20 protein-coding genes are annotated in these 18,806 nt (G+C 41.9%); 8 read left to right on the top strand and 12 right to left on the bottom strand.

Features of this window, described 5'->3' with window-relative positions; translation table 11 throughout:
* Window positions 1–68: 68 nt before the first annotated feature.
* Window positions 69–344, top strand: a complete 276-nt coding sequence (locus tag EGM47_RS01110) for a F0F1 ATP synthase subunit epsilon (protein ID WP_124978926.1) — start codon at window positions 69–71, stop codon at window positions 342–344.
* Between the two features lie 86 nt (window positions 345–430).
* Here EGM47_RS01110 and EGM47_RS01105 read toward each other — a convergent pair whose 3' ends face one another.
* The 8 genes from EGM47_RS01105 to EGM47_RS01070 all read right to left on the bottom strand — a co-directional run bounded on the left by EGM47_RS01105 (window position 431) and on the right by EGM47_RS01070 (window position 7,483).
* Window positions 431–967 carry a biliverdin-producing heme oxygenase gene (locus tag EGM47_RS01105; RefSeq protein ID WP_124978925.1) on the bottom strand — a complete coding sequence of 179 codons (537 nt, stop codon included), beginning with the start codon at window positions 965–967 and terminating at the stop codon, window positions 431–433.
* Window positions 968–977: 10 nt separating this feature from the next.
* Window positions 978–1,541 carry a response regulator gene (locus EGM47_RS01100; RefSeq protein ID WP_124978924.1) on the bottom strand — a complete coding sequence of 188 codons (564 nt, stop codon included), beginning with the start codon at window positions 1,539–1,541 and terminating at the stop codon, window positions 978–980.
* Window positions 1,542–1,543: 2 nt separating this feature from the next.
* Window positions 1,544–1,963, bottom strand: a complete 420-nt coding sequence (locus EGM47_RS01095) for a response regulator (RefSeq protein ID WP_124978923.1) — start codon at window positions 1,961–1,963, stop codon at window positions 1,544–1,546.
* Window positions 1,960–4,188, bottom strand: a complete 2,229-nt coding sequence (locus EGM47_RS01090) for an ATP-binding protein (protein ID WP_124978922.1) — start codon at window positions 4,186–4,188, stop codon at window positions 1,960–1,962. The genes EGM47_RS01095 and EGM47_RS01090 overlap by 4 nt, the downstream gene beginning before the upstream one ends.
* A gap of 224 nt (window positions 4,189–4,412) precedes the next feature.
* Window positions 4,413–5,303, bottom strand: a complete 891-nt coding sequence (locus EGM47_RS01085; protein ID WP_124978921.1) for a M12 family metallopeptidase — start codon at window positions 5,301–5,303, stop codon at window positions 4,413–4,415.
* A gap of 204 nt (window positions 5,304–5,507) precedes the next feature.
* Window positions 5,508–5,834: an ankyrin repeat domain-containing protein gene (locus EGM47_RS01080; protein ID WP_124978920.1), complete on the bottom strand. Its 327-nt coding sequence runs from the start codon at window positions 5,832–5,834 to the stop codon at window positions 5,508–5,510.
* Between the two features lie 129 nt (window positions 5,835–5,963).
* Window positions 5,964–6,854, bottom strand: a complete 891-nt coding sequence (locus EGM47_RS01075) for a M12 family metallopeptidase (RefSeq protein WP_124978919.1) — start codon at window positions 6,852–6,854, stop codon at window positions 5,964–5,966.
* A gap of 203 nt (window positions 6,855–7,057) precedes the next feature.
* The gene (locus EGM47_RS01070) at window positions 7,058–7,483 is read right to left on the bottom strand and encodes an ankyrin repeat domain-containing protein (RefSeq protein WP_124978918.1); all 426 of its coding nucleotides are present in this window, start codon (window positions 7,481–7,483) and stop codon (window positions 7,058–7,060) included.
* A gap of 189 nt (window positions 7,484–7,672) precedes the next feature.
* Here EGM47_RS01070 and EGM47_RS01065 point away from each other — a divergent pair, with 189 nt between their 5' ends.
* Genes EGM47_RS01065 through bioA form a run of 4 tightly spaced genes read left to right on the top strand, consistent with a single transcriptional unit; the run spans window position 7,673 to window position 11,109 of the window.
* The gene (locus tag EGM47_RS01065) at window positions 7,673–8,794 is read left to right on the top strand and encodes an aminotransferase class I/II-fold pyridoxal phosphate-dependent enzyme (protein ID WP_124978917.1); all 1,122 of its coding nucleotides are present in this window, start codon (window positions 7,673–7,675) and stop codon (window positions 8,792–8,794) included.
* Window positions 8,791–9,204 carry a putative signal transducing protein gene (locus EGM47_RS01060; RefSeq protein ID WP_124978916.1) on the top strand — a complete coding sequence of 138 codons (414 nt, stop codon included), beginning with the start codon at window positions 8,791–8,793 and terminating at the stop codon, window positions 9,202–9,204. Before EGM47_RS01065 ends, EGM47_RS01060 begins: the two co-directional genes overlap by 4 nt.
* Window positions 9,197–9,814 (top strand): dethiobiotin synthase, encoded by a 618-nt coding sequence (bioD, locus tag EGM47_RS01055; RefSeq protein WP_124978915.1) that lies wholly within the window; start codon window positions 9,197–9,199, stop codon window positions 9,812–9,814. The genes EGM47_RS01060 and bioD overlap by 8 nt, the downstream gene beginning before the upstream one ends.
* Window positions 9,811–11,109 carry an adenosylmethionine--8-amino-7-oxononanoate transaminase gene (gene bioA, locus EGM47_RS01050; protein ID WP_124978914.1) on the top strand — a complete coding sequence of 433 codons (1,299 nt, stop codon included), beginning with the start codon at window positions 9,811–9,813 and terminating at the stop codon, window positions 11,107–11,109. The genes bioD and bioA overlap by 4 nt, the downstream gene beginning before the upstream one ends.
* Before the next feature lie 83 nt (window positions 11,110–11,192).
* Here the strand turns inward: bioA and EGM47_RS01045 are convergent, their stop codons facing one another.
* The gene (locus EGM47_RS01045) at window positions 11,193–12,899 is read right to left on the bottom strand and encodes a T9SS-dependent choice-of-anchor J family protein (RefSeq protein WP_124978913.1); all 1,707 of its coding nucleotides are present in this window, start codon (window positions 12,897–12,899) and stop codon (window positions 11,193–11,195) included.
* Window positions 12,900–13,152: 253 nt separating this feature from the next.
* On the opposite strand from EGM47_RS01045, the gene EGM47_RS01040 reads away from it, so the two are divergent.
* The 3 genes from EGM47_RS01040 (at window position 13,153) to EGM47_RS01030 (ending at window position 15,912) form a co-directional block, all read left to right on the top strand.
* Window positions 13,153–14,277 carry a beta-ketoacyl synthase N-terminal-like domain-containing protein gene (locus EGM47_RS01040; RefSeq protein ID WP_240642047.1) on the top strand — a complete coding sequence of 375 codons (1,125 nt, stop codon included), beginning with the start codon at window positions 13,153–13,155 and terminating at the stop codon, window positions 14,275–14,277.
* Between the two features lie 89 nt (window positions 14,278–14,366).
* Window positions 14,367–15,338 carry a porphobilinogen synthase gene (hemB, locus tag EGM47_RS01035; RefSeq protein ID WP_124978912.1) on the top strand — a complete coding sequence of 324 codons (972 nt, stop codon included), beginning with the start codon at window positions 14,367–14,369 and terminating at the stop codon, window positions 15,336–15,338.
* Between the two features lie 100 nt (window positions 15,339–15,438).
* A complete protein-coding gene (locus EGM47_RS01030; protein WP_124978911.1) occupies window positions 15,439–15,912 on the top strand; it encodes a regulatory protein RecX in 474 nt (157 codons plus the stop codon).
* Between the two features lie 48 nt (window positions 15,913–15,960).
* Here the strand turns inward: EGM47_RS01030 and EGM47_RS01025 are convergent, their stop codons facing one another.
* The 3 genes from EGM47_RS01025 to EGM47_RS01015 are packed head-to-tail and all read right to left on the bottom strand — an operon-like array spanning window position 15,961 to window position 18,795.
* Window positions 15,961–16,833, bottom strand: coding sequence for a cupin-like domain-containing protein (locus tag EGM47_RS01025; protein WP_206052091.1), 873 nt, complete (start codon window positions 16,831–16,833; stop codon window positions 15,961–15,963).
* Between the two features lie 46 nt (window positions 16,834–16,879).
* Window positions 16,880–17,986, bottom strand: coding sequence for a biotin synthase BioB (gene bioB / locus EGM47_RS01020; RefSeq protein ID WP_240642046.1), 1,107 nt, complete (start codon window positions 17,984–17,986; stop codon window positions 16,880–16,882).
* 53 nt (window positions 17,987–18,039) lie between these two features.
* Window positions 18,040–18,795, bottom strand: coding sequence for an SDR family NAD(P)-dependent oxidoreductase (locus tag EGM47_RS01015; protein ID WP_124978908.1), 756 nt, complete (start codon window positions 18,793–18,795; stop codon window positions 18,040–18,042).
* Window positions 18,796–18,806: the final 11 nt, after the last annotated feature.

Genomic DNA, 18,806 nt, shown 5'->3' with positions numbered 1-18,806 from the left:
TCATCAATACCAACTGAATGAAGGGGCCAAGCGCTCTTGATTAAAGCAGATTCATTAAAAACATATTTATGATTTTAGAAATCGTTACTCCAGAAATGACCATTTTCAGCGGTGAGGTGGAGTCTGTATCGGTTCCAGGTGTAAACGGACAGTTCCAGATGTTGGATAATCACGCCCCTGTGGTTTCCTTACTTACTAAAGGAGCGGTTAAGATCTTTGGAAATATCCAGTTGGACGAGGCCGTCGCTGCTCGTTTCACAAAAGTTGATGGGACTACTGATTTTCAAATCACCGGTGGAGTGTTGGAAATGACGGACAATAAAGCTATTGTTTTGGCAGACTAATTCCTTATACTAATTAATAAAAACGCCCCAAGTTTCTCAGTAAAACTTGGGGCGTTTTTCTATTATTAAATTTCAGTTTTTCCTAGTTAAGCTCGAAGCTGTAAGTAGTTTCTTTTAAATAAATTGAAAGTTCGCAGCGCACCAGTAATAATGTCTTGTGCCTGTGCTGAATCAGAAGGTACCTCTTTCAGCTCATTCATCAGCGACGGCCAATCTGCCATACTCTCTTTGGTCGCTTTTTTGTAAAAATGTTGTTCTGATAGCGGTTGTAGCTTCACGCAATCCTGCAGTGCACGTGCTATTAACGACGCACCTAACATAGACCCTTCCAGTACGTATTTAGCGCCCAAGGCCTCATCTTTAGAATGAAGATGATAATTAAACGTCTCAGCATTATTTGAGGGAGGGTGGTTCAAATCCATTGCTATCCGGCTTGAAATGGGTTGGACCGATAAATACGGGGCAATCTTTTTTTCCACCGTAGCATAGGTATGGTAATTAACTTCCAGGATTCTTTCATAGCCTGTCCTATCTATGCTTTGATCCATAATTTTATCTACGCCGCTTAATTGTTCCAACTCATCGTGTATGGATCTGGTAGCGTCTCTCAGCTGTTGTAGCATGGTAATTTGCTTATTTCATAATGCTGGGCAAACGATCAGCAATTTCTGTTAATGCCTTTTGGTAATATTCCTTTGTTTTTTCATCTTGTTCATCTGCGGAAGCAGCATTCTTTAGAATGGTGTGGATTCTATTGAGTTCTTCCCTTTGCTGACGTTCTTTTTCCAAGCGAGCAAAGATTTTCTTTTTGTTGTTCAGTACTTCCTTAAGAATGGGTTCAAGCCTTTTGTGAAGGTTATTGATATCAGACTTCAAAAGAAATCCAGCAGCACCTTTTAAGATGATGTTGGCGGCTAGCTCTTCGCTATTCAGGGTCCCAGTGCAAACGATCACAGGTGTATTGGGGTAAACCTCCTCTAAATTATTAATCACGTCGATTCCGTTAAATCCAACCAAATCATAATCAGTCATCACGATATCTGGAATAAATGTTTTTAAGGCATGTCGGAAAGAAAGGAGCTTATCTGTCACTCTGATTTCAGTTCCAGCTACGCACTTTTCAATTTGGCGCTGTATCAACACTGCGTCGGTAATTTCGTCCTCGACCAGTAAGAATTTAAGGTGTTGGTCAATCATGGCTAAGTTAAATTTAGGTTGAGCCAATAGTTGACCAAGGTCACTAAAGTTGCTCTTAGATTGGCAAAATTTTTAGGTTTTTCTACATAGCTGTTTACATGATGATCATAAGCTTCCTGTAGATCATTGGGGTGTGTGCTGGAGCTCAGAATCACGCAGGGGATACGTTTATATTCGTCCCTGGACCTGAGTTCGCGCAACAATTCTAATCCAGTAATTTTTGGCATCTTGATGTCCATCACAATAAGAAAAGGTCTTCTCTTTAAAAAACTTCCATTACTAATTTCCTCCATCACCTTCTCCGAGTCATTTAAGCTTACTACAGCAACATCATCAAACTGCTTTTCCAACACGCGTTTGACCAATTGTATGTCCTCCATACGGTCCTCTATATGAATCAATGTGCGCTTTCCGGTGTTCATTGAGCAGGATTTTGGATATAAAATTTAAAAGTTGCTCCTTCTCCTTCTTTGGATTCGGCCCACACTTGTCCGTTATGACGATAGACAATCCGTTGAACTATGGCAAGCCCGACACCGGTGCCTTTATATTCGTCTTTGACCAGTCTACTGAAGATGCCAAAAATCTTTTGGGCGTACTCTTCTTTGAACCCTATTCCATTGTCTTTGATGTAATAGACAATATGCTCGTCAGTATCTTCATAGCCAACCTCTATCAGGGGTGATTCCGATTTGCTAGAATATTTAAAGGCGTTTAACAACAAATTGGAAAATAATTGGTAGATCATGGCTTTGTCTCCATAAATCTTCGGAATATCAGTAGATATTGAAACTTCAGTATTAGGGTAATACTTTTGGGTATTGTTATCCCTCATGATTTCCTGACATAGACTATTTACATCATGAAAATCATCGATTTTGACGGTTTTACTCAGTCCGCTGTAGCTGAGGATATCGTCCATCAGCGAATTCATTTTGTCTGCAGAATTGATGATGATTTTCAGAGACTCTTTACCGTACTCATCCAGAACATCTGCATAGTCCTCCATTAAGATTTGTGCAAAGCCATCGATGCCTCTTAGCGGTCCCCTTAAATCATGACTAACACTGTAGCTAAAGCTCTCCAACTCTTTATTCAAGCTATTGAGTTGGCGATTCAAATTTGAAATTTCACCGTATTTACTGACAATCAGATTACGTAAATCTTGTACCAATGCCATGGCACTTGCTTTTTCATGTTTTTTCCACGAAATGCTGGTGAATTTGACCTCTTCAGACCATTTGTCAAATGATTTGCGTGGAGAAAGTCGTATTTGATTCTCGTTGCTCAATTTCCCCTGATTAGGATTACCACCCCACTCAATAGTCTTTATCTGTTCTTGTCTAAACCAGATAGCAGCCTCGTCCTTGCTCTTTGAAATTTTGTAAAATAAAACACCTGAGAATTTTCTAGCATTTTCCTCGTTAATCCAAGGTAAAACATCCTTCAGGCAGTCTGTGGAATAAAAATCTTTCTCTCCACACTGATCTTGTAATTCAAGGATGATACGTTGTAGAATTGCTCTTTCTGGCACTTGGCCAATGTTTCTGATTTCTTGATCAAACGAGATTGAAAATCCGGAGCAGGGAAATAGATCCATGGCGTTTGGACCTTCCTTTTTTGTCAATCCATCTGCCAAATCCCATTTCTGACTAATACCAGAAATGATAGAGGACCTCACCTCGGTGGCCTTTTCAATATTCTCCAGGTAAGATTTGCTTTCCTTTTCTGTGATTTGCGCGGCTAACATGTCAGCCAAGAGTACACAAGATTGTCTTGTGTGGTACAACATTGTTTTAGGGCTGTAATGATGACAAGCAATTAGGCCCCATAACTCGTCATTGAGGATGATGGCACAGCTTAAGGTTGCGCTTACTCCCATATTATTCAGGTACTCGATATGAAAAGGGGAAGATCCTCGTAAGTCGGTATCACTGATATTTGTAAGCTCATTGGTTTGAGGGTGTGCAACTGGTATCATGGAAGCATAGTCCTCCTGTACGTTACTGATACTGCGCACTCTTTGACGATGAAAAAGCTTGCGTGCATTGGTGGGAATGTCGCTAGCAGGATACTGTAATCCCAACCAGGGTTCCAATTCTTCATTTTTTACCTCAGCGATGACATTTCCATTCCAACATTCATCAAATTGGTAAATCATCACCCTGTCATAGCTCAAAAGATCCTTAAATTGTTGAGCTGCCTTTTGCGTAAGATCATTTAGGTTTCTGGTCTGTGACAAACTTCCAAAAACACTTAGAATTTTCTGTTGGAAATTGTTATGTTCACTCGCGTCAATGTTTGATTCAATACTCAGCAAATAACCTACAGCTGTAGTTCCTGGAATACATAATAATGAGGAATGATTTCCATCCAATTGATACGCTTTGAATGGCACTGGATCCTTTTTCCAATGATTTAATTCCTGCAAGACCTCCTTTGAAAAAACTTGCTCAATGGCGCAATATTGAAGATCGGTTGCTGATTGACCTAGAAATTCTTCTGCGTTGGAACTGGCCTGTTGGATCACAAAATTCTCGTCCGTGACCAATAGGCATCCATGACCTTGAACCTGCGGGTAGAAGGCAATGGGTTCGTCTTCGCACTTATTGATGGACTCAATTTTTGGATATTTGGTAAGATTCATTTTGTTCAATGACAATCATCCAAAAATAAACAAATAAGTATTATTCCTACAAAAACTTTGTTGAAGTATTTTCAAATAGCTCTTTTTATCGGCAGTAAGTTCAATCACCATCAATCCTGATAAGGATTTTGGTTGGTATTGAAGTTGAAAATGCTAGAATTGAATTCTTTCCAAAAGAAAACCCCTGCCATTTGGCAGGGGTTAAACATAAAGATAGTCTGGTATTAGTACCAGCCGTTGATGACATTAATATCTTTTTGTGTCATGTAGGACCTATTGGGAACAATGGTGCCTCCACTTACCGTGCGCATAGTTCTCCATCCATTCTGTTTTGCGGCATCGGTTTGCCAAAAGTAAGAGCCGTACATCATGATTGAATTTAAATCCACAACATCAGAGATCTCATATCCATTTGCGTCGGACAACTTAGTGTAGGCAAATTCCAAATCGTCCCTAATGTTTTGGTAAAGAACCTCTACATATTGATCTCTGTTATGATGGTTCTGCTCGTGCATAACTCCAGCAGCATGCAGAAATTCGTGAATAGTAGATCCATTGGAACACCCAGGAGCAATATTCATACGTTGTCCAGGAAATTTTTGATTCAAGTAGCCGATCTGGGCACTACAGCCTGCGTCCTCCACATAACCTACCCAAACGTATCCAGCAGAGTCGTTGCTGTTCCATTTCCTGACGGTAAGTTCAGTATTGTTGGTAATATAATTGGCTGCATAGTTGACCTTATCTTTGGTCGCCTGTGGCATATTGTTAGAATAACGATAGAGAATAGTTTTGTTTGGCCATTTTCCTGCTCTACGATCGATCACACCTTTGCCTAGGGCAGCATTGGACTGATCAAGGTAGTCTTGATTGAAGATCATATCGCCCAAGGCAAAATCTCCATTGCCTAAAGCGATCATTTCAATTTCGGTACCATAAAGAGTAACGGTTTCTCTAGGAAGGCTGGAATCAAAAGCTGATTGTTCTTCCAATAGTGTGATCTGGAGTTCAGTGTCCTGTTGGATCTCATCCTCAAATTTCTCTTCGGTTTGACATGAGGCGAATACAAGGCTAATTACAGCACAGGATCTAAAAAGATTGTTAGGGAGTTTCATAAAAATACATTTTAAAAGGTTTACCTAAAGTTAAAATATTATTTATTATTCAGTGTTAAAACCGTTTCTTTATTGAATTTATTTCTTTTTCAAAGTATTGGAGCTTCCTTCAAAGATCCTGTTGGTAAGCATTTCCCTCAATTTTCACTACAAAAAAAATCCTGCCGACAGCGACAGGATTTTTTCTTATTGAGGTAAATTTATTTATTTCAAGAGTGGCAGTACCTCTTGGTGGCCATTTTTTAAGGCTACATCTGCAGCAGTCTGACCTTCATAGGAGGCACTTATATCAGCACCTGCTTTTACCAAAAGTTTTACAATCTCAGTTTGACCTGATTTAGCGGCCAGAATCAAAGCGGTGGCGTTTCCACAAGAAGTATCCGGGTCTACCTTTTGCTCATTCAACAAATAGGAAACTATATCTCGTTCGACCAAGAGGCATCCATGACCTTGAACCTGCGGGTAGAAGGCAATGGGTTCGTCTTCGCACTTATTGATGGACTCAATTTTTGGATATTGGGTAAGATTCATTTTGTTCAATCACCATCAATCCTGATAAGGATTTTGTTCTGTATTATAGTTGAAAATGCTAGAATTGAATTCTTTCCAAAAGAAAACCCCTGCCATTTGGCAGGGATTAAACATAAAGTTAGTCTGGTATTAGTACCAGCCGTTGATGACATTAATATCTTTTTGTGTCATGTAGGACCTATTGGGAGTAATGGTGCCTCCGTTTACCGTACGCATAGTTCTCCATCCATTCTGTTTTGCGGCATCGGTTTGCCAAAAGTAAGAACCATACATCATGATTGAATTTAAATCCAGTACATCAGAGATCTCATATCCATTTGCGTCAGACAACTTAGTGTAGTTAAATTCCACATCGTCCCTAATGTTTTGGTAAAGAACCTCTACATATTGATCTCTGTTATGATGGTTCTGCTCGTGTATAACTCCAGCAGCATGCAGAAATTCGTGAATGGTAGATCCATTGGAACAACCAGGAGCAATATTCATGCGTTGTCCAGGAAATTTTTGATTCAAGTAGCCGACTTGCGCACTACAGCCTCTGTCCTCGACATAACCTACCCAAACGTATCCAGCAGAGTCGTTGCTGTTCCATTTCCTGACGGTAAGTTCAGTATTATTGGTAATGTAATTGGCTGCGTAGTTGACCTTATCTTTGGTCGCCTGTGGCATATTGTTAGAATAACGATAGAGAATAGTTTTGTTTGGCCATTTTCCTGCTCTACGATCGATCACACCTTTGCCTAGGGTAGCATTGGACTGATCAAGGTAGTCTTGATTGAAGATCATATCGCCCAGGGCAAAATCTCCATTGCCTAAAGCGATCATTTCAATTTCGGTACCATAAAGAGTAACGGTTTCTCTAGGAAGGCTGGAATCAAAAGCTGATTGTTCTTCCAATAGTGTGATCTGGAGTTCAGTTTCCTGTTGGATCTCATCCTCAAATTTCTCTTCGGTTTGACATGAGGCGAATACAAGGCTAATTACAGCACAGGATCTAAAAAGATTGTTAGGGAGTTTCATAAAAATAAAGTTTAAAGGTTGACATAAAGTTAAAACATTAATTATTATTCAGTGTTAAAACCATTTCTTTATTGAATTTATTTTTTTTTCAAAGTATTGGAGCTTCCTTCAAAGATCCTGTTGGTAAGCCTTTCCCTCAATTTTCACTACAAAAAAAATCCTGCCGACAGCGACAGGATTTTTTCTTATTGAGGTAAATTTATTTATTTCAAGAGTGGCAGTACCTCTTGGTGGCCATTTTTTAAGGCTACATCTGCAGCAGTCTGACCTTCATAGGAGGCACTTATATCAGCACCTGCTTTTACCAAAAGTTTTACAATCTCAGTTTGACCTGATTTAGCGGCCAGAATCAAAGCGGTGGCGTTTCCACAAGAAGTATCCGGCTCTACCTTTTGCTCATTCAACAAATAGGAAACTATATCTCGTTCATTCATTTGCACGGCCAATTGAATTAAGGAAGCCTGGTGCTGCCCCATGCTAAAGCAGGTGTTTTTATTGCTGTCATCGACAAGCGCCGCTAAAGCAAGGTTGTCATTGTTTTTTAAAGCAATGGTCATTTCTTTAGAAAGACTCTGGGCCGAAAGCATTCCGCCGCCCAACAAAGCCAAAATGATAAATAATCGTTTCATAGTATGGATTGATAATGAATAGCTAAGGTAGTATTATAAGTTGAATTAGCTCAAATTTAAGGATAAAACTATACTTTACAAATCACAGGAGGCTTGCCTATAGAATCATCACCTTAGTAATTCATCAACACCGATTGATTAAAATGATAATAGGAGGTGCGCACCCTTCATTATTGCTATTTTTGCAGGATGCTGCCAGATAAGCTACAGACCAGATTAGGTATCAGACATTTTTCAGGAAGCTTAAGGTCGTTGCAGGTTTCTAACAATCTCATCGACTTTTCTTCCAACGATTATTTAGGGTTTTCAAACAAAATTTTACAACAAAGCAATCAACCAGCTGGAGCCACTGGAAGTAGACTCATTACCGGCCACTCTTCTTATTATGAAGATTTGGAACGCAAGATTGCCCAATTTCATCGCGTGGAAGATGCCTTAATTTTCAATTCAGGTTATGATGCCAATATTGGTTTGATATCCTGTCTAACTGACCGGTCCGATCTCATTCTATATGATCAATATGTCCACGCCAGTATACGTGATGGTATCCGACTCTCACATGCCAAGGCCCTTAAATTCTATCATAATGACCTAGATCACCTGGAAATACTGTTGTCCAAATTTAGCCAGGCTGAGGGAAGAGAGGTATATGTGATAACCGAGGCTGTATTTTCTATGGACGGTGACCAGCCAGACTTGGAGCGTTTGGTCGCATTATGCCAACTTTACAATAATGTGCATTTGATTTTGGATGAGGCTCATTCTATTGGCGTGACGGGTGATCAAGGAGAGGGGTTAGCTCAAAAACTTGGTCTGGAATCAAACATTTTTGCCAGGGTAGTTACTTTTGGCAAGGCCCTAGGTAGTCATGGTGCTGCTATTCTAGGTTCTACGGACCTCAAGGAATATCTGATTAATTATGCACGTAGTTTGATCTATACTACAGCGTTGCCTCAGCATTCGCTGAAAAATATTGCTCAAGGCTACCAGTTGCTTCAAACCCAACCAGAAACTGTACATCAGTTGCAAGAACTGATCAGTGTATTTAATAAATTGGTGGTTCAAAATGGATTAAGATTACGCTTTCGCGAAAGCGATACCGCTATACAAGCTTGTATCATCAAAGATAATTCTAAGGTCAAAAGGGCTTCCCAAATACTGCAGGAGAATGGCTTTGATGTCAGGCCGATTTTCTCTCCCACCGTTCCTAAAGGAGAAGAACGCCTGCGCATTTGCCTACATGCTTTTAACACTTCCCAAGAAATTGAGCAATTGCTCCAAATACTCTCTTTAAACATCAAGCGTTTATGAGTAAGTTCAAAACCATTGCAGTATTCTCGTATCCAGCCGAGGCGGTCATCATCAAAGGTAAATTGGAAAGTGAGGATATTGATGTATTTCTGAAGGACGAATTCACTGTCGCTACGGATCCATTTGCTACCAATGCGCTTGGAGGTGTTAAGATGCAGGTATATCGTGAGGATTTTCTCAAAGCTATGGGGCTATTGGAGCAATGGAATCCAGATCTATTGCGGCATCGCGTGGAATATGTTCAATGTCCTAATTGCCGAAAACGCAACGCCAGAGAAATTATTGACATTAGTACCGCCCGAACTTTTACTGAAACCTTAAGCGCTATTTATTATAGTTTATCACCATTGAGGCAACGTCATACTTTCCAGTGCAAGGATTGCAACTACAAATTTAATGTCGATGAATAATTATTTTATTACAGGGATAGGAACAGATGTAGGAAAGACACTTGCAGCGGCCATCATCACCGAGGCACTGAAAGCTGATTATTGGAAACCTATTCAAAGCGGGCTCGAAGAGACGGATGCTAGCAAGCTGCGATCATTGATTTCAAATAAAAGTACCACCATCCATCCAGAAGCCTATAGATTACAAACGCCAATGAGTCCGCACAAGGCAGCTGAAATTGACGGTGTTCAAATCGAGATGTCAGACATCGTCCGTCCGATTACCCAGGCAGATCTGGTTATTGAAGGGGCGGGAGGCTTACTGGTTCCTATTAATCAAGAACAAACTATTGCCGATTTGATCCATAAAGAAGATAAAGTCATCCTGGTGAGTTCGGGTTATCTGGGGAGTATTAATCACACCTTACTTAGTCTGCAAGTTTTGAAGCAACTGGGTGTGACTCAAGTGGGCGTCTTATACAACGATGTACGACTAGAAGGAACTATTGAAATCATTGAGGAGATGACAGGCATACCGACTTTAGGACATCTGCCTAGGCTGGAAAAACTTGATCCAGAGATAATCAAAGACTTGGCCGGTAGCTTGAGAGAAAAACTAAGAGCCTTATGACCAAAGAAGAACTGCTAGCGTTGGATCAGGCTAATATCTGGCATCCGCTGACCCAGCACAAAACAGCTGCTGTGCCTATAGCAATAGCCAGCGCAGAAGGGAACTACCTCTACGACATGGAACGTAAATCTTATTTTGATGGTATCTCCAGTTGGTATACTTGCAGCTATGGACACCGCCATCCTGTTTTGATCAAGGCGATGAAGGAACAACTCGATCATTTGCACCATGTGGTATTTGCGGGAATGACGCATGAACCAGCGGCTCGTCTTTCCCAATCCCTACTAGACATTCTTCCTGAGAATCAGGCAAAGCTATTTTTCTCTGAGAATGGATCAACCAGTGTGGAAATAGCCTTAAAAATGGCTTTTCAATACCACTTCAATAGGGATGAGAAACGTCCTTTGGTAGTCGCCCTGGAGGGTGGTTTTCATGGAGACACCTTCGGAGCTATGAGTGCCAGCGGACTCTCCGTGTACAATGGCCCTTTTGAAGATTTTTTTATCGATGTCAGGCGCATTCCAGTCCCTACGCCAGACAACCTGGAACAAGTCCTCGCTCAGGTTGATCAATTGGCTCAGGACAGACAGGTAGCCAGTTTTATATATGAGCCTTTGATTCAAGGAGCAGCGGCCATGAAGATGCACCGACCAGAAGAATTAGATATAGTCCTCAAAAGGTGGCAGCATCACGGCGTACTTACGATAGCAGATGAGGTCATGACAGGGTTTGGAAAGACCGGTAGTTTTTTTGCCAGTGATCAAATGCATTCACAACCAGATATCATTTGCCTATCAAAAGCGCTGACCGGAGGAATAATGCCCATGGCTATTACGACTTGTACTTCAAAGGTGTTTGAAGCTTTTTATGATGACGAGTTGGCCAAAGGTTTATTCCATGGACACACCTATTCGGGTAACCCGCTGGGTTGTGCGGTGGCCAATGCGGCTATTGGATTGCTGGAATCGGTGCCGATACAGGAAGGAATCACACAAATTACTGCTTCCCAAAAAGACTTTGTTCAATCTCTACAAAGTCATCAGTCGGTGGCTTCTATCAGGAGTAAGGGAGTGATAATGGCATTGGATTTGAATATACAGATGCAGCGATACGGATATCAACGCAATCAAATATTTCAGTGGTTTTGGAATCGAGGTTTATTTATCAGACCCTTGGGGAATACCATTTATCTGGTACCTCCTTTTACAACCCAACAAGACCAACTTAAAACGGCGCAGGAGTTAATCATTCAATTTTTGGATGGCATATCATCTGGAGCTATTTTTAAAATATAAAACCTCCCGAATGGATAATCATCCTGCGGGAGGTTCTTATTTATGCAGTATTTGGATTTATTTCTGCGGGTCGTAGAAAGATCTTAATTCACTACTAGCTTTTTGTTTAAAGTCCTACCATTCAGATCAACTTCAACGACGTACATCCCAGAGGAAAGGTCTTGAATATCCATATTGATCTCTGTGGTTTGCTGATCCACACTACGCTTGACCAACCGACCATTCATATCCATTATCCTTAATTGCGTAATGGGTTGATTGCCCACGCTGATTTGCAATTGATCGGAAGCAGGGTTTGGGTAAAGCGTGAACTCAAACTCTTCAACCTCGTCTATGGAGGCGGTGGAGGTAGTCACCATAAAACTATCTACAACTATAAAAACGGATCCTGCCGGGTTGGGCGGGATGGAATTCTGGATTCCAAAGTAATAAACACCGTCCGCTGGTGCGGTGTAGGTATTAGTTCGTTGTGTGTAAGAAGTTCCTGATAAGCCGCTAGCGCTCTCCAGCACAGTGGTCTGGCTAGCAACATCTTGTCCTGTACCTACAGTAAGGTTATAACCAGCATCTGTGGTAGTATTCGTTTGTTGAACGGCTATAAAGAAGGAAATGTCTACGACCTGATTGGCGGTAAGATTTACTCCCCTCGATATGATCCAGTCATTGGCCTGACTCGTGCTCACCCCGACACCAACACGGGCTGAGTAAGCTCCATCATTGACGGCAGGGTCTCCAGTACCAAAATTCACTGGCGACCAGAAGGTACCTACGGTTCCAGATGGATCTCTTTCAAACTTCCATCCGAAATAGGAAAACTCATCATTCTCAAAACTGGTGGTGTAGGGTAAATTACTGGGCTCAAATAAACTGGTAAAGGTAAATGGACCGTTCCAGTTACTCACTGAGCCTGAACAAACGGTACGTACATAATAATCATAGACTGTATTGGGAGACAAGCCCGTTAAGGTATAAGGTGAAGTAACACTGGCTCCGCTGCGCGTAGTTCCCATCCCTAAGGTAAAATCTTGGGGTCCAAACTCTAATTCTATTCCTGTTCCTCCACTGGTACTGGGGTCCCAGGTTAACACCGTTGAAGTAGGCATTTCATTTCCAGCGCTCAAGTTGGTTGGTCTTGCACATGCCACAGGAAAAGCAAGTCTCGCTTGAGGTCTAAACAAGGATGGAGACAGCGTCGTAGGGGGCACAAGGGAGCCCACGTCTGATCTTGCACTCAATACACCCGCACCGCCTCCGACCGCAGAGTTATCACAAAAGGCGGTATTTGTAGTGTTGGCAGTTGGATTATTCAAATTTTGAAAATCGTAAGCTACAAAAACGGCATCACCAGTGTAAGTAAAAGTAGCACCATTTGAGAATTCAATATTATAATCTCCAATAGCAGCAGGCACGGTCGTGCTTGCGTCACTCACTAACGTCATAGGGGTGATGATGGTGTTCCAATCTGTACTCTTATTATTGGTGGTGGCAGTTGTATTTTCCAGATAGATCTTCATATTTCCTGTGGTCGGAATGTCCTGTGCAGCTTGATAGGTGAATCCTAATCCAGATATTTCCTGACCCAGAAGAAAGCCTGCTGCTGCCATTTCAGCTCCAGTAACTATGAATACAGTTCTGGTAACCGCTCTTTCTCCTTGTGGAGCCCTACCGAATGAAGAGGTGCTGCCTCCAGCTATTACGGTATTGAATTGATTTTGGGCCACGGACTCTATGCCAGGAAATAGCATTAAAAGCAGAATCAACGAGATCCCAATAAAAGTAGTTTTTTTCATGGTTTAAATGTTTTTGGTTTCTTCTTTAAATATCTTTAAACCAATATTAAAGCGATTGAGGTTAGGTTAAATTTAACAGATTCAAGCATACAGATTTTCATTTTTCGGTGACTAATAAACAATTGTTTAAGGTTTTCCATAATTCTAAATAGCATTTCAACTGTTATTTCCTTTTTGAGATGTAGGATTACCTACTTTCTTTTATCCAGTCTTTGCGTAGGTTTTGTAACGTACAATCCTCATTTTTGCAAACGTGAAAAACCCGATCTACATCAAAGACTACAATTTTGTTGGACCAGTCCGCAACTTTATTGATTTTCAGGAGAGACATGCTTTTTCTTTAAAACAAGATGTCTGGACGGCACCATTGGATCAAGAATTCGAGTCAAAGCTGATGGATTTGCGCGAGAGTTCGCCCCAATATGCCTCTTTGGATCGCAGCGTTCAGCTTGCTCTTTTGGCTGCGAGAGGTATTGAGGTTTCCGATGCAGCAACTGGGGTGAACATTGGTTCAAGTAGAGGGGCAACTGGATTATGGGAAGCAGCTTTTTCCCGCTTTCGCGAAAGCGGAACCGTACCGACCGATACCTCACCATTGACGACTTTAGGAAATATCAGCAGTTGGGTGGCCCAGGATCTTCAATTGGAAGGTGCTTGCCTGTCCCACAGCATTACCTGTGCTACTGGTTCTCACGCCATACTCAATGCCATCGCTTGGTTAGCGTCTAGTATGTCCCCATGTTTTTTGGTAGGAGGAAGTGAGGCACCACTTACAGAGTTCACCATTGCACAAATGAGGGCGATGCGGATCTACGCTAGAAATCAGGAGGATTTTCCATGTAAAGCAATGGACCCCAATAAACGGGACAACAGCATGATTTTGGGAGAGGCAGCGGCTATGTTTTTATTGACCAAAGCCGAGGATAATCCTTTGGCCAAAATAATAGGATACGGTACAGCCATAGAGGCTTTAAAAAGTCCTACCTCAGTAAGTGCAAAGGGAAATTGTTTACGAGATAGCATGACAAGAGCTTTAGGGCCTTACGACCCTACAACAGTGGATGCGATTGTCACCCATGCGCCAGGTACGATCAAAGGAGATCGCGCAGAATTGGCGGCCGTCCAGAGCGTATTTGGTGAGCAGCATCCGCAGCTTTGTAATAACAAATGGATTTTAGGGCATAGCTTGGGAGCAAGCAGTTCCCTCAATCTTGCCATGGCGCTTGAGATGCTTAAAAAAGGCAGTATCTTTAAGCTGCCGTACCTCGAAAATGCCTTGGTGAATCCACGTGGAGATCAAAGAATACCAAAACGTATCATGGTCAATGCCACTGGTTTTGGAGGGAATGCGGTAAGTTTGTTGATTGAAAAAGCTTAAAACGGCTGAATTCATGGCATATCCACTTGATAAATAATAATAAAACTGATGACCCATAAAGGTCAACAAATTTCCAAGATTATCTACCTATGTTTCCACTTATCAGAAATAGAAGACTTAGAACCAGTGAAGCCGTAAGGTCATTGGTCAGAGAAACCCTTATCTCACCTTCAGACTTTATTGCTCCACTATTTATCGTGGAAGGTAATGGAGTCAGGGAAGAGATCGCATCAATGCCAGGATACTACCGCTATAGTCTCGATTTGTTGAAACATGAGGTTAGAGACTTGTGGGATCTGGGTATAAAAAGTGTCCTCTTGTTTGTCAAAGTGGCTGACGACCTGAAAGACAATAAAGGTACCGAGGCGATCAATCCAGACGGACTTATGCAGCGAGCTATTAAAACGGTCAAGGATTTGGTGCCTGAAATGTATGTGATGACGGATGTGGCTCTTGATCCTTTTTCAAGCTATGGACATGATGGTATTGTTGAGGTGGGACGTATATTGAATGATGCCACTTGCGAAGTGTTGACACAGATGGCTATTTCTCACGCTAGGGCGGGAGCAGATATGGTGGCGCCTAGTGATATGATGGATGGTCGTATCTTATATATACGGGAAGGACTTGAGGAGGAAGGATTCATCAATACTGGTATCATGAGCTACTCGGCTAAATACGCCAGTGCATTTTATGGTCCTTTTAGGGATGCGCTGGATAGTGCACCTGGATTTGGGGACAAAAAGACCTACCAGATGGATCCAGCCAATCGAAGCGAAGCCATAAAGGAAACCATGATGGACGTGGAAGAAGGGGCTGATATTGTTATGGTCAAACCTGGTTTATGTTACCTTGATATCGTACGCGATATCAAAAACGAAGTGAATGTACCAGTTAGTGTTTACCAAGTCAGCGGTGAATATGCCATGGTGAAGGCTGCGGCTGAAAAAGGTTGGCTAGATCACGATGCGGTGATGATGGAACAGGTCACCGCCATTAAACGAGCCGGTGCCGATTTAATCGCCAGTTATTTTGCCAAAGATGTAGTAAAACTTCTGTGATCTGAACTAAGGAAGTTCTGCCTCCAGTTATTTTCATTTCAATTAAACACCTAATAATTCTGCTACCCGTGGCAGGCTGTTTGACAACTATTGAAATCTAATGCCACAAACCACCTATACTGTCGAAGAAGCCACTCGTTCCATCGAACGCTACTGCGCGTATCAAGAGCGATGCCATCAAGAAGTGGTCGATAAGCTCAAAAAAATGGGCATGATCGATCTGGCCATCGAAGAGATAGTCCCTCATTTGATTCACCACGGTTTTCTCAATGAAGCCCGATACGCCGAGGCTTTTGCCAGGGGAAAGTTCAGAATAAAAAAATGGGGTAAGCAGCGTATTAGTCGCGAACTCAAAACCAAAGGATTGACAGAGCGTAACATCAAACAGGGTTTACTTCAAATTTCCGAAGAAGATTATTTGGCTACATTTATATCGCTTTCGCGAAAGCGGATGGAACAATTGACTTCTGAGACCGATAAGTTTAAGAAACGTAAAAAGCTTGCGGACTACCTATTGTATCGTGGTTGGGAAAGCTATTTGGTATACGAGCGGGTCAAGGAACTTATCCCTTAACCATGATTAACCCCTTGTATTTGCGACTGATAAATTATTGTCCCCCATCTACTTTTTAATACTCAATCGATCGTGGGTGCGTATGATCGCTTGTTCGTTTTTATAATCAATCCAGTCTTGACCTTTTCTTTTGCGCATAAAATTGTCATAGTGACGCATAAAGAGCAGATTATATAAGGCTTTTCCCAGGTTTTTTATTTTTCTGGGGTAAGAGCGTAAACTTATGGAAAAACCTGGGCTGAGGTAGTGCATAAAATGCCAGTATCCTTCGGGCATATACAGCATTTCGCCATGATTAAGCTCACATACATAGCCTTTGGCCTGTTTTAGCGCTGGCCATTGCTCAAAATCGGGATTGGTAAAGTCAATATCTTCCCTGGATATCAAGGAGTGCGGCACCCGATAAAGATATTTAGATTGATCGGGTGGGTAAATCACGCAGCGTTTTTTACCGTGAAAATGAAAATGTAGGATATTGGTAAAGTCAATATCAAAGTGCATAAAAACCTTGGAATCTGTTCCTCCAAAAAACATCATCGGCAAGCCTTTGATCAATCTCAATCCTAATTTTGGGAATTTGAAGTCGGTTTGAAGAGCTGGTACCTCTTTCATTATGTTGTACAAAAAGATCCTATAGTTAGTAGGTTCTCGCTGTAATAGTTCGATGTATTCGGACATTTTCATCTCGGCGTGGGCCTGATTAAATCCCTCGTCATGTTTAACAGGACGGTCATCATAAAGTGGAACGGTTTGATCTCCCGCCAGCTCTTTGATGTATTCAAGATTCCATTTGTTATATGCTGGCCAATCCTCAGTCAGTTTCTCAATCACTACAGGGCGTTGAGGCTTGAGGTAATTTTTGACAAAGTCAGCTTTTGAAATTGTTGAAACACGCGGTATTTGATCAAGTTGAAGTGCCATAATGAGCTTCCGAACTTAAGGAATCCAGTTCTTTTGCCTAGTGGGTTTAAGAGGTTTTTAGGGCTTTGGCCGCCTGTTTTGCTTGTTCGTTGCGCTCAATTTTGTGCTCAGGACGACTCCATTTAGGTTTTTCACCTTGGTCTTTGTATGCAGAATATTGTGCTTCTACCGATTCAGGTTGGGCTTTTTTGACAAAAGGTCTCATTGGCTCCAGTCCCAATAATTCAAACATTTTCATGTCCTCATTCACATCAGGGTTGGGTGTAGTCAATAATTTATCACCTGCAAATATGGAGTTGGCACCTGCAAAGAAGCACATGGCCTGTCCCTCACGACTCATAGAGGTACGCCCTGCACTTAACCTTACCTGTGTTTGAGGCATGACAATACGTGTGGTAGCTACCATACGGATCATTTCCCAAATAGATACGGGTTCTTGTTCTTCCAAAGGTGTTCCATCTACTGCTACCAGTGCATTGATTGGCGTACTTTCCGGCTGCGGATTTAAACTGGCCAACGCTACCAACATACCGGCGCGGTCTTCCAATTTCTCACCCATACCAATAATTCCACCGCTACATACAGTCACATTGGTTTTTCTTACGTTATCTATAGTGTCCAGGCGATCTTGGTAGCCCCTGGTGGAAATCACTTCTTTGTAATATTCTTCTGAACTGTCCAGATTGTGGTTATAGGCATAGAGTCCAGCTTCGGCCAGTCGGTGGGCTTGATTCTCAGTGATCATTCCCAAGGTACAGCAGACTTCCATATCCAGTTTGTTGATGGTGCGTACCATTTCAAGCACCTGGTCAAATTCAGGTCCATCTTTTACGTTTCTCCAGGCTGCTCCCATACATACCCTTGAACTTCCACCAGCTTTGGCCCTTAATGCCTGTGCTTTTACTTGTTGCACACTCATCAAGTCATTGCCTTCTATATCGGTGTGGTATCTGGCAGCTTGTGGACAGTAGCCACAGTCTTCTGGGCATCCTCCAGTTTTGATAGACAATAATGTAGACACTTGAACCTGGTTAGGGTTGTGATGCTCTCGATGAATACTGGCTGCATCATACAGCAAGTTCATAATAGGTCTGTTGTAAATCTCGAGTATTTCTTCTTTGGTCCAGTCGTGTCTCATAATCGTGTTCTGCATTGAGGGTAAAAATACATATAAGTTTACTATTCTACTCTGGCTAGCTCCAGCGGTTATTCATCTTTATTCAATACTACACTGCTAGCTTGTGCGGTACACATGACAGTCAAGTCTGCAATATTGACATGACTGGGTCGGGTAATGGCAAAATGTAACACGTCTGCTATATCTTCAGGTTGAAGTGCCTTATAACCTTGATAAACAGTCTTAGCCCGCTCGCTATCTCCTTTGAATCTTACCTCGCTAAAATTGGTCTCCACCAATCCCGGATTGATAGCTCCGACCCTAATGCCATAAGGATTTAGGTCCAATCGCATTCCTGTAGTAATGGCATCGACAGCGTGTTTTGAACCGCAATAGACGTTGCCCTTGGGATACACCTCCTTACCAGCAGTGGATCCAATATTGATGATATGTCCTTCCCGTCTTTCTGTCATTTGCGGGATCACAGCATGGCTTACATATAATAAGCCTTTGACATTGATATCCATCATGGCATCCCAATCTTCCAAAGAGCCTTGATCTATAGGATCCAGACCATGGGCGTTACCGGCATTGTTGATCAATACATGGATATGATTAAAGGGTGATTTTTTTAGACTTCCAATACTTTCAGCCACTTTTTTCTTATCGCGTACATCAAAAGTCAACGTGCAAACCGATGTTTGGGCAGAGAGTTCTCTTTCCAATTCCTTCAACTTACTTACATTACGTCCGCAGAGGATCAGGGCAAAGCCTTTGTTTGCCAGTACTTTGGCGGTGGCTAATCCAATTCCGCTGGTTGCACCAGTGATCAATACCGTTTTCATAGAGTGTTTTT

This window comes from Nonlabens xiamenensis, from assembly GCF_003865345.1.
GTDB classification, from domain to species: Bacteria; Bacteroidota; Bacteroidia; order Flavobacteriales; family Flavobacteriaceae; genus Nonlabens; species Nonlabens xiamenensis.
This window is presented reverse-complemented; position numbering and strand designations above follow the sequence as displayed.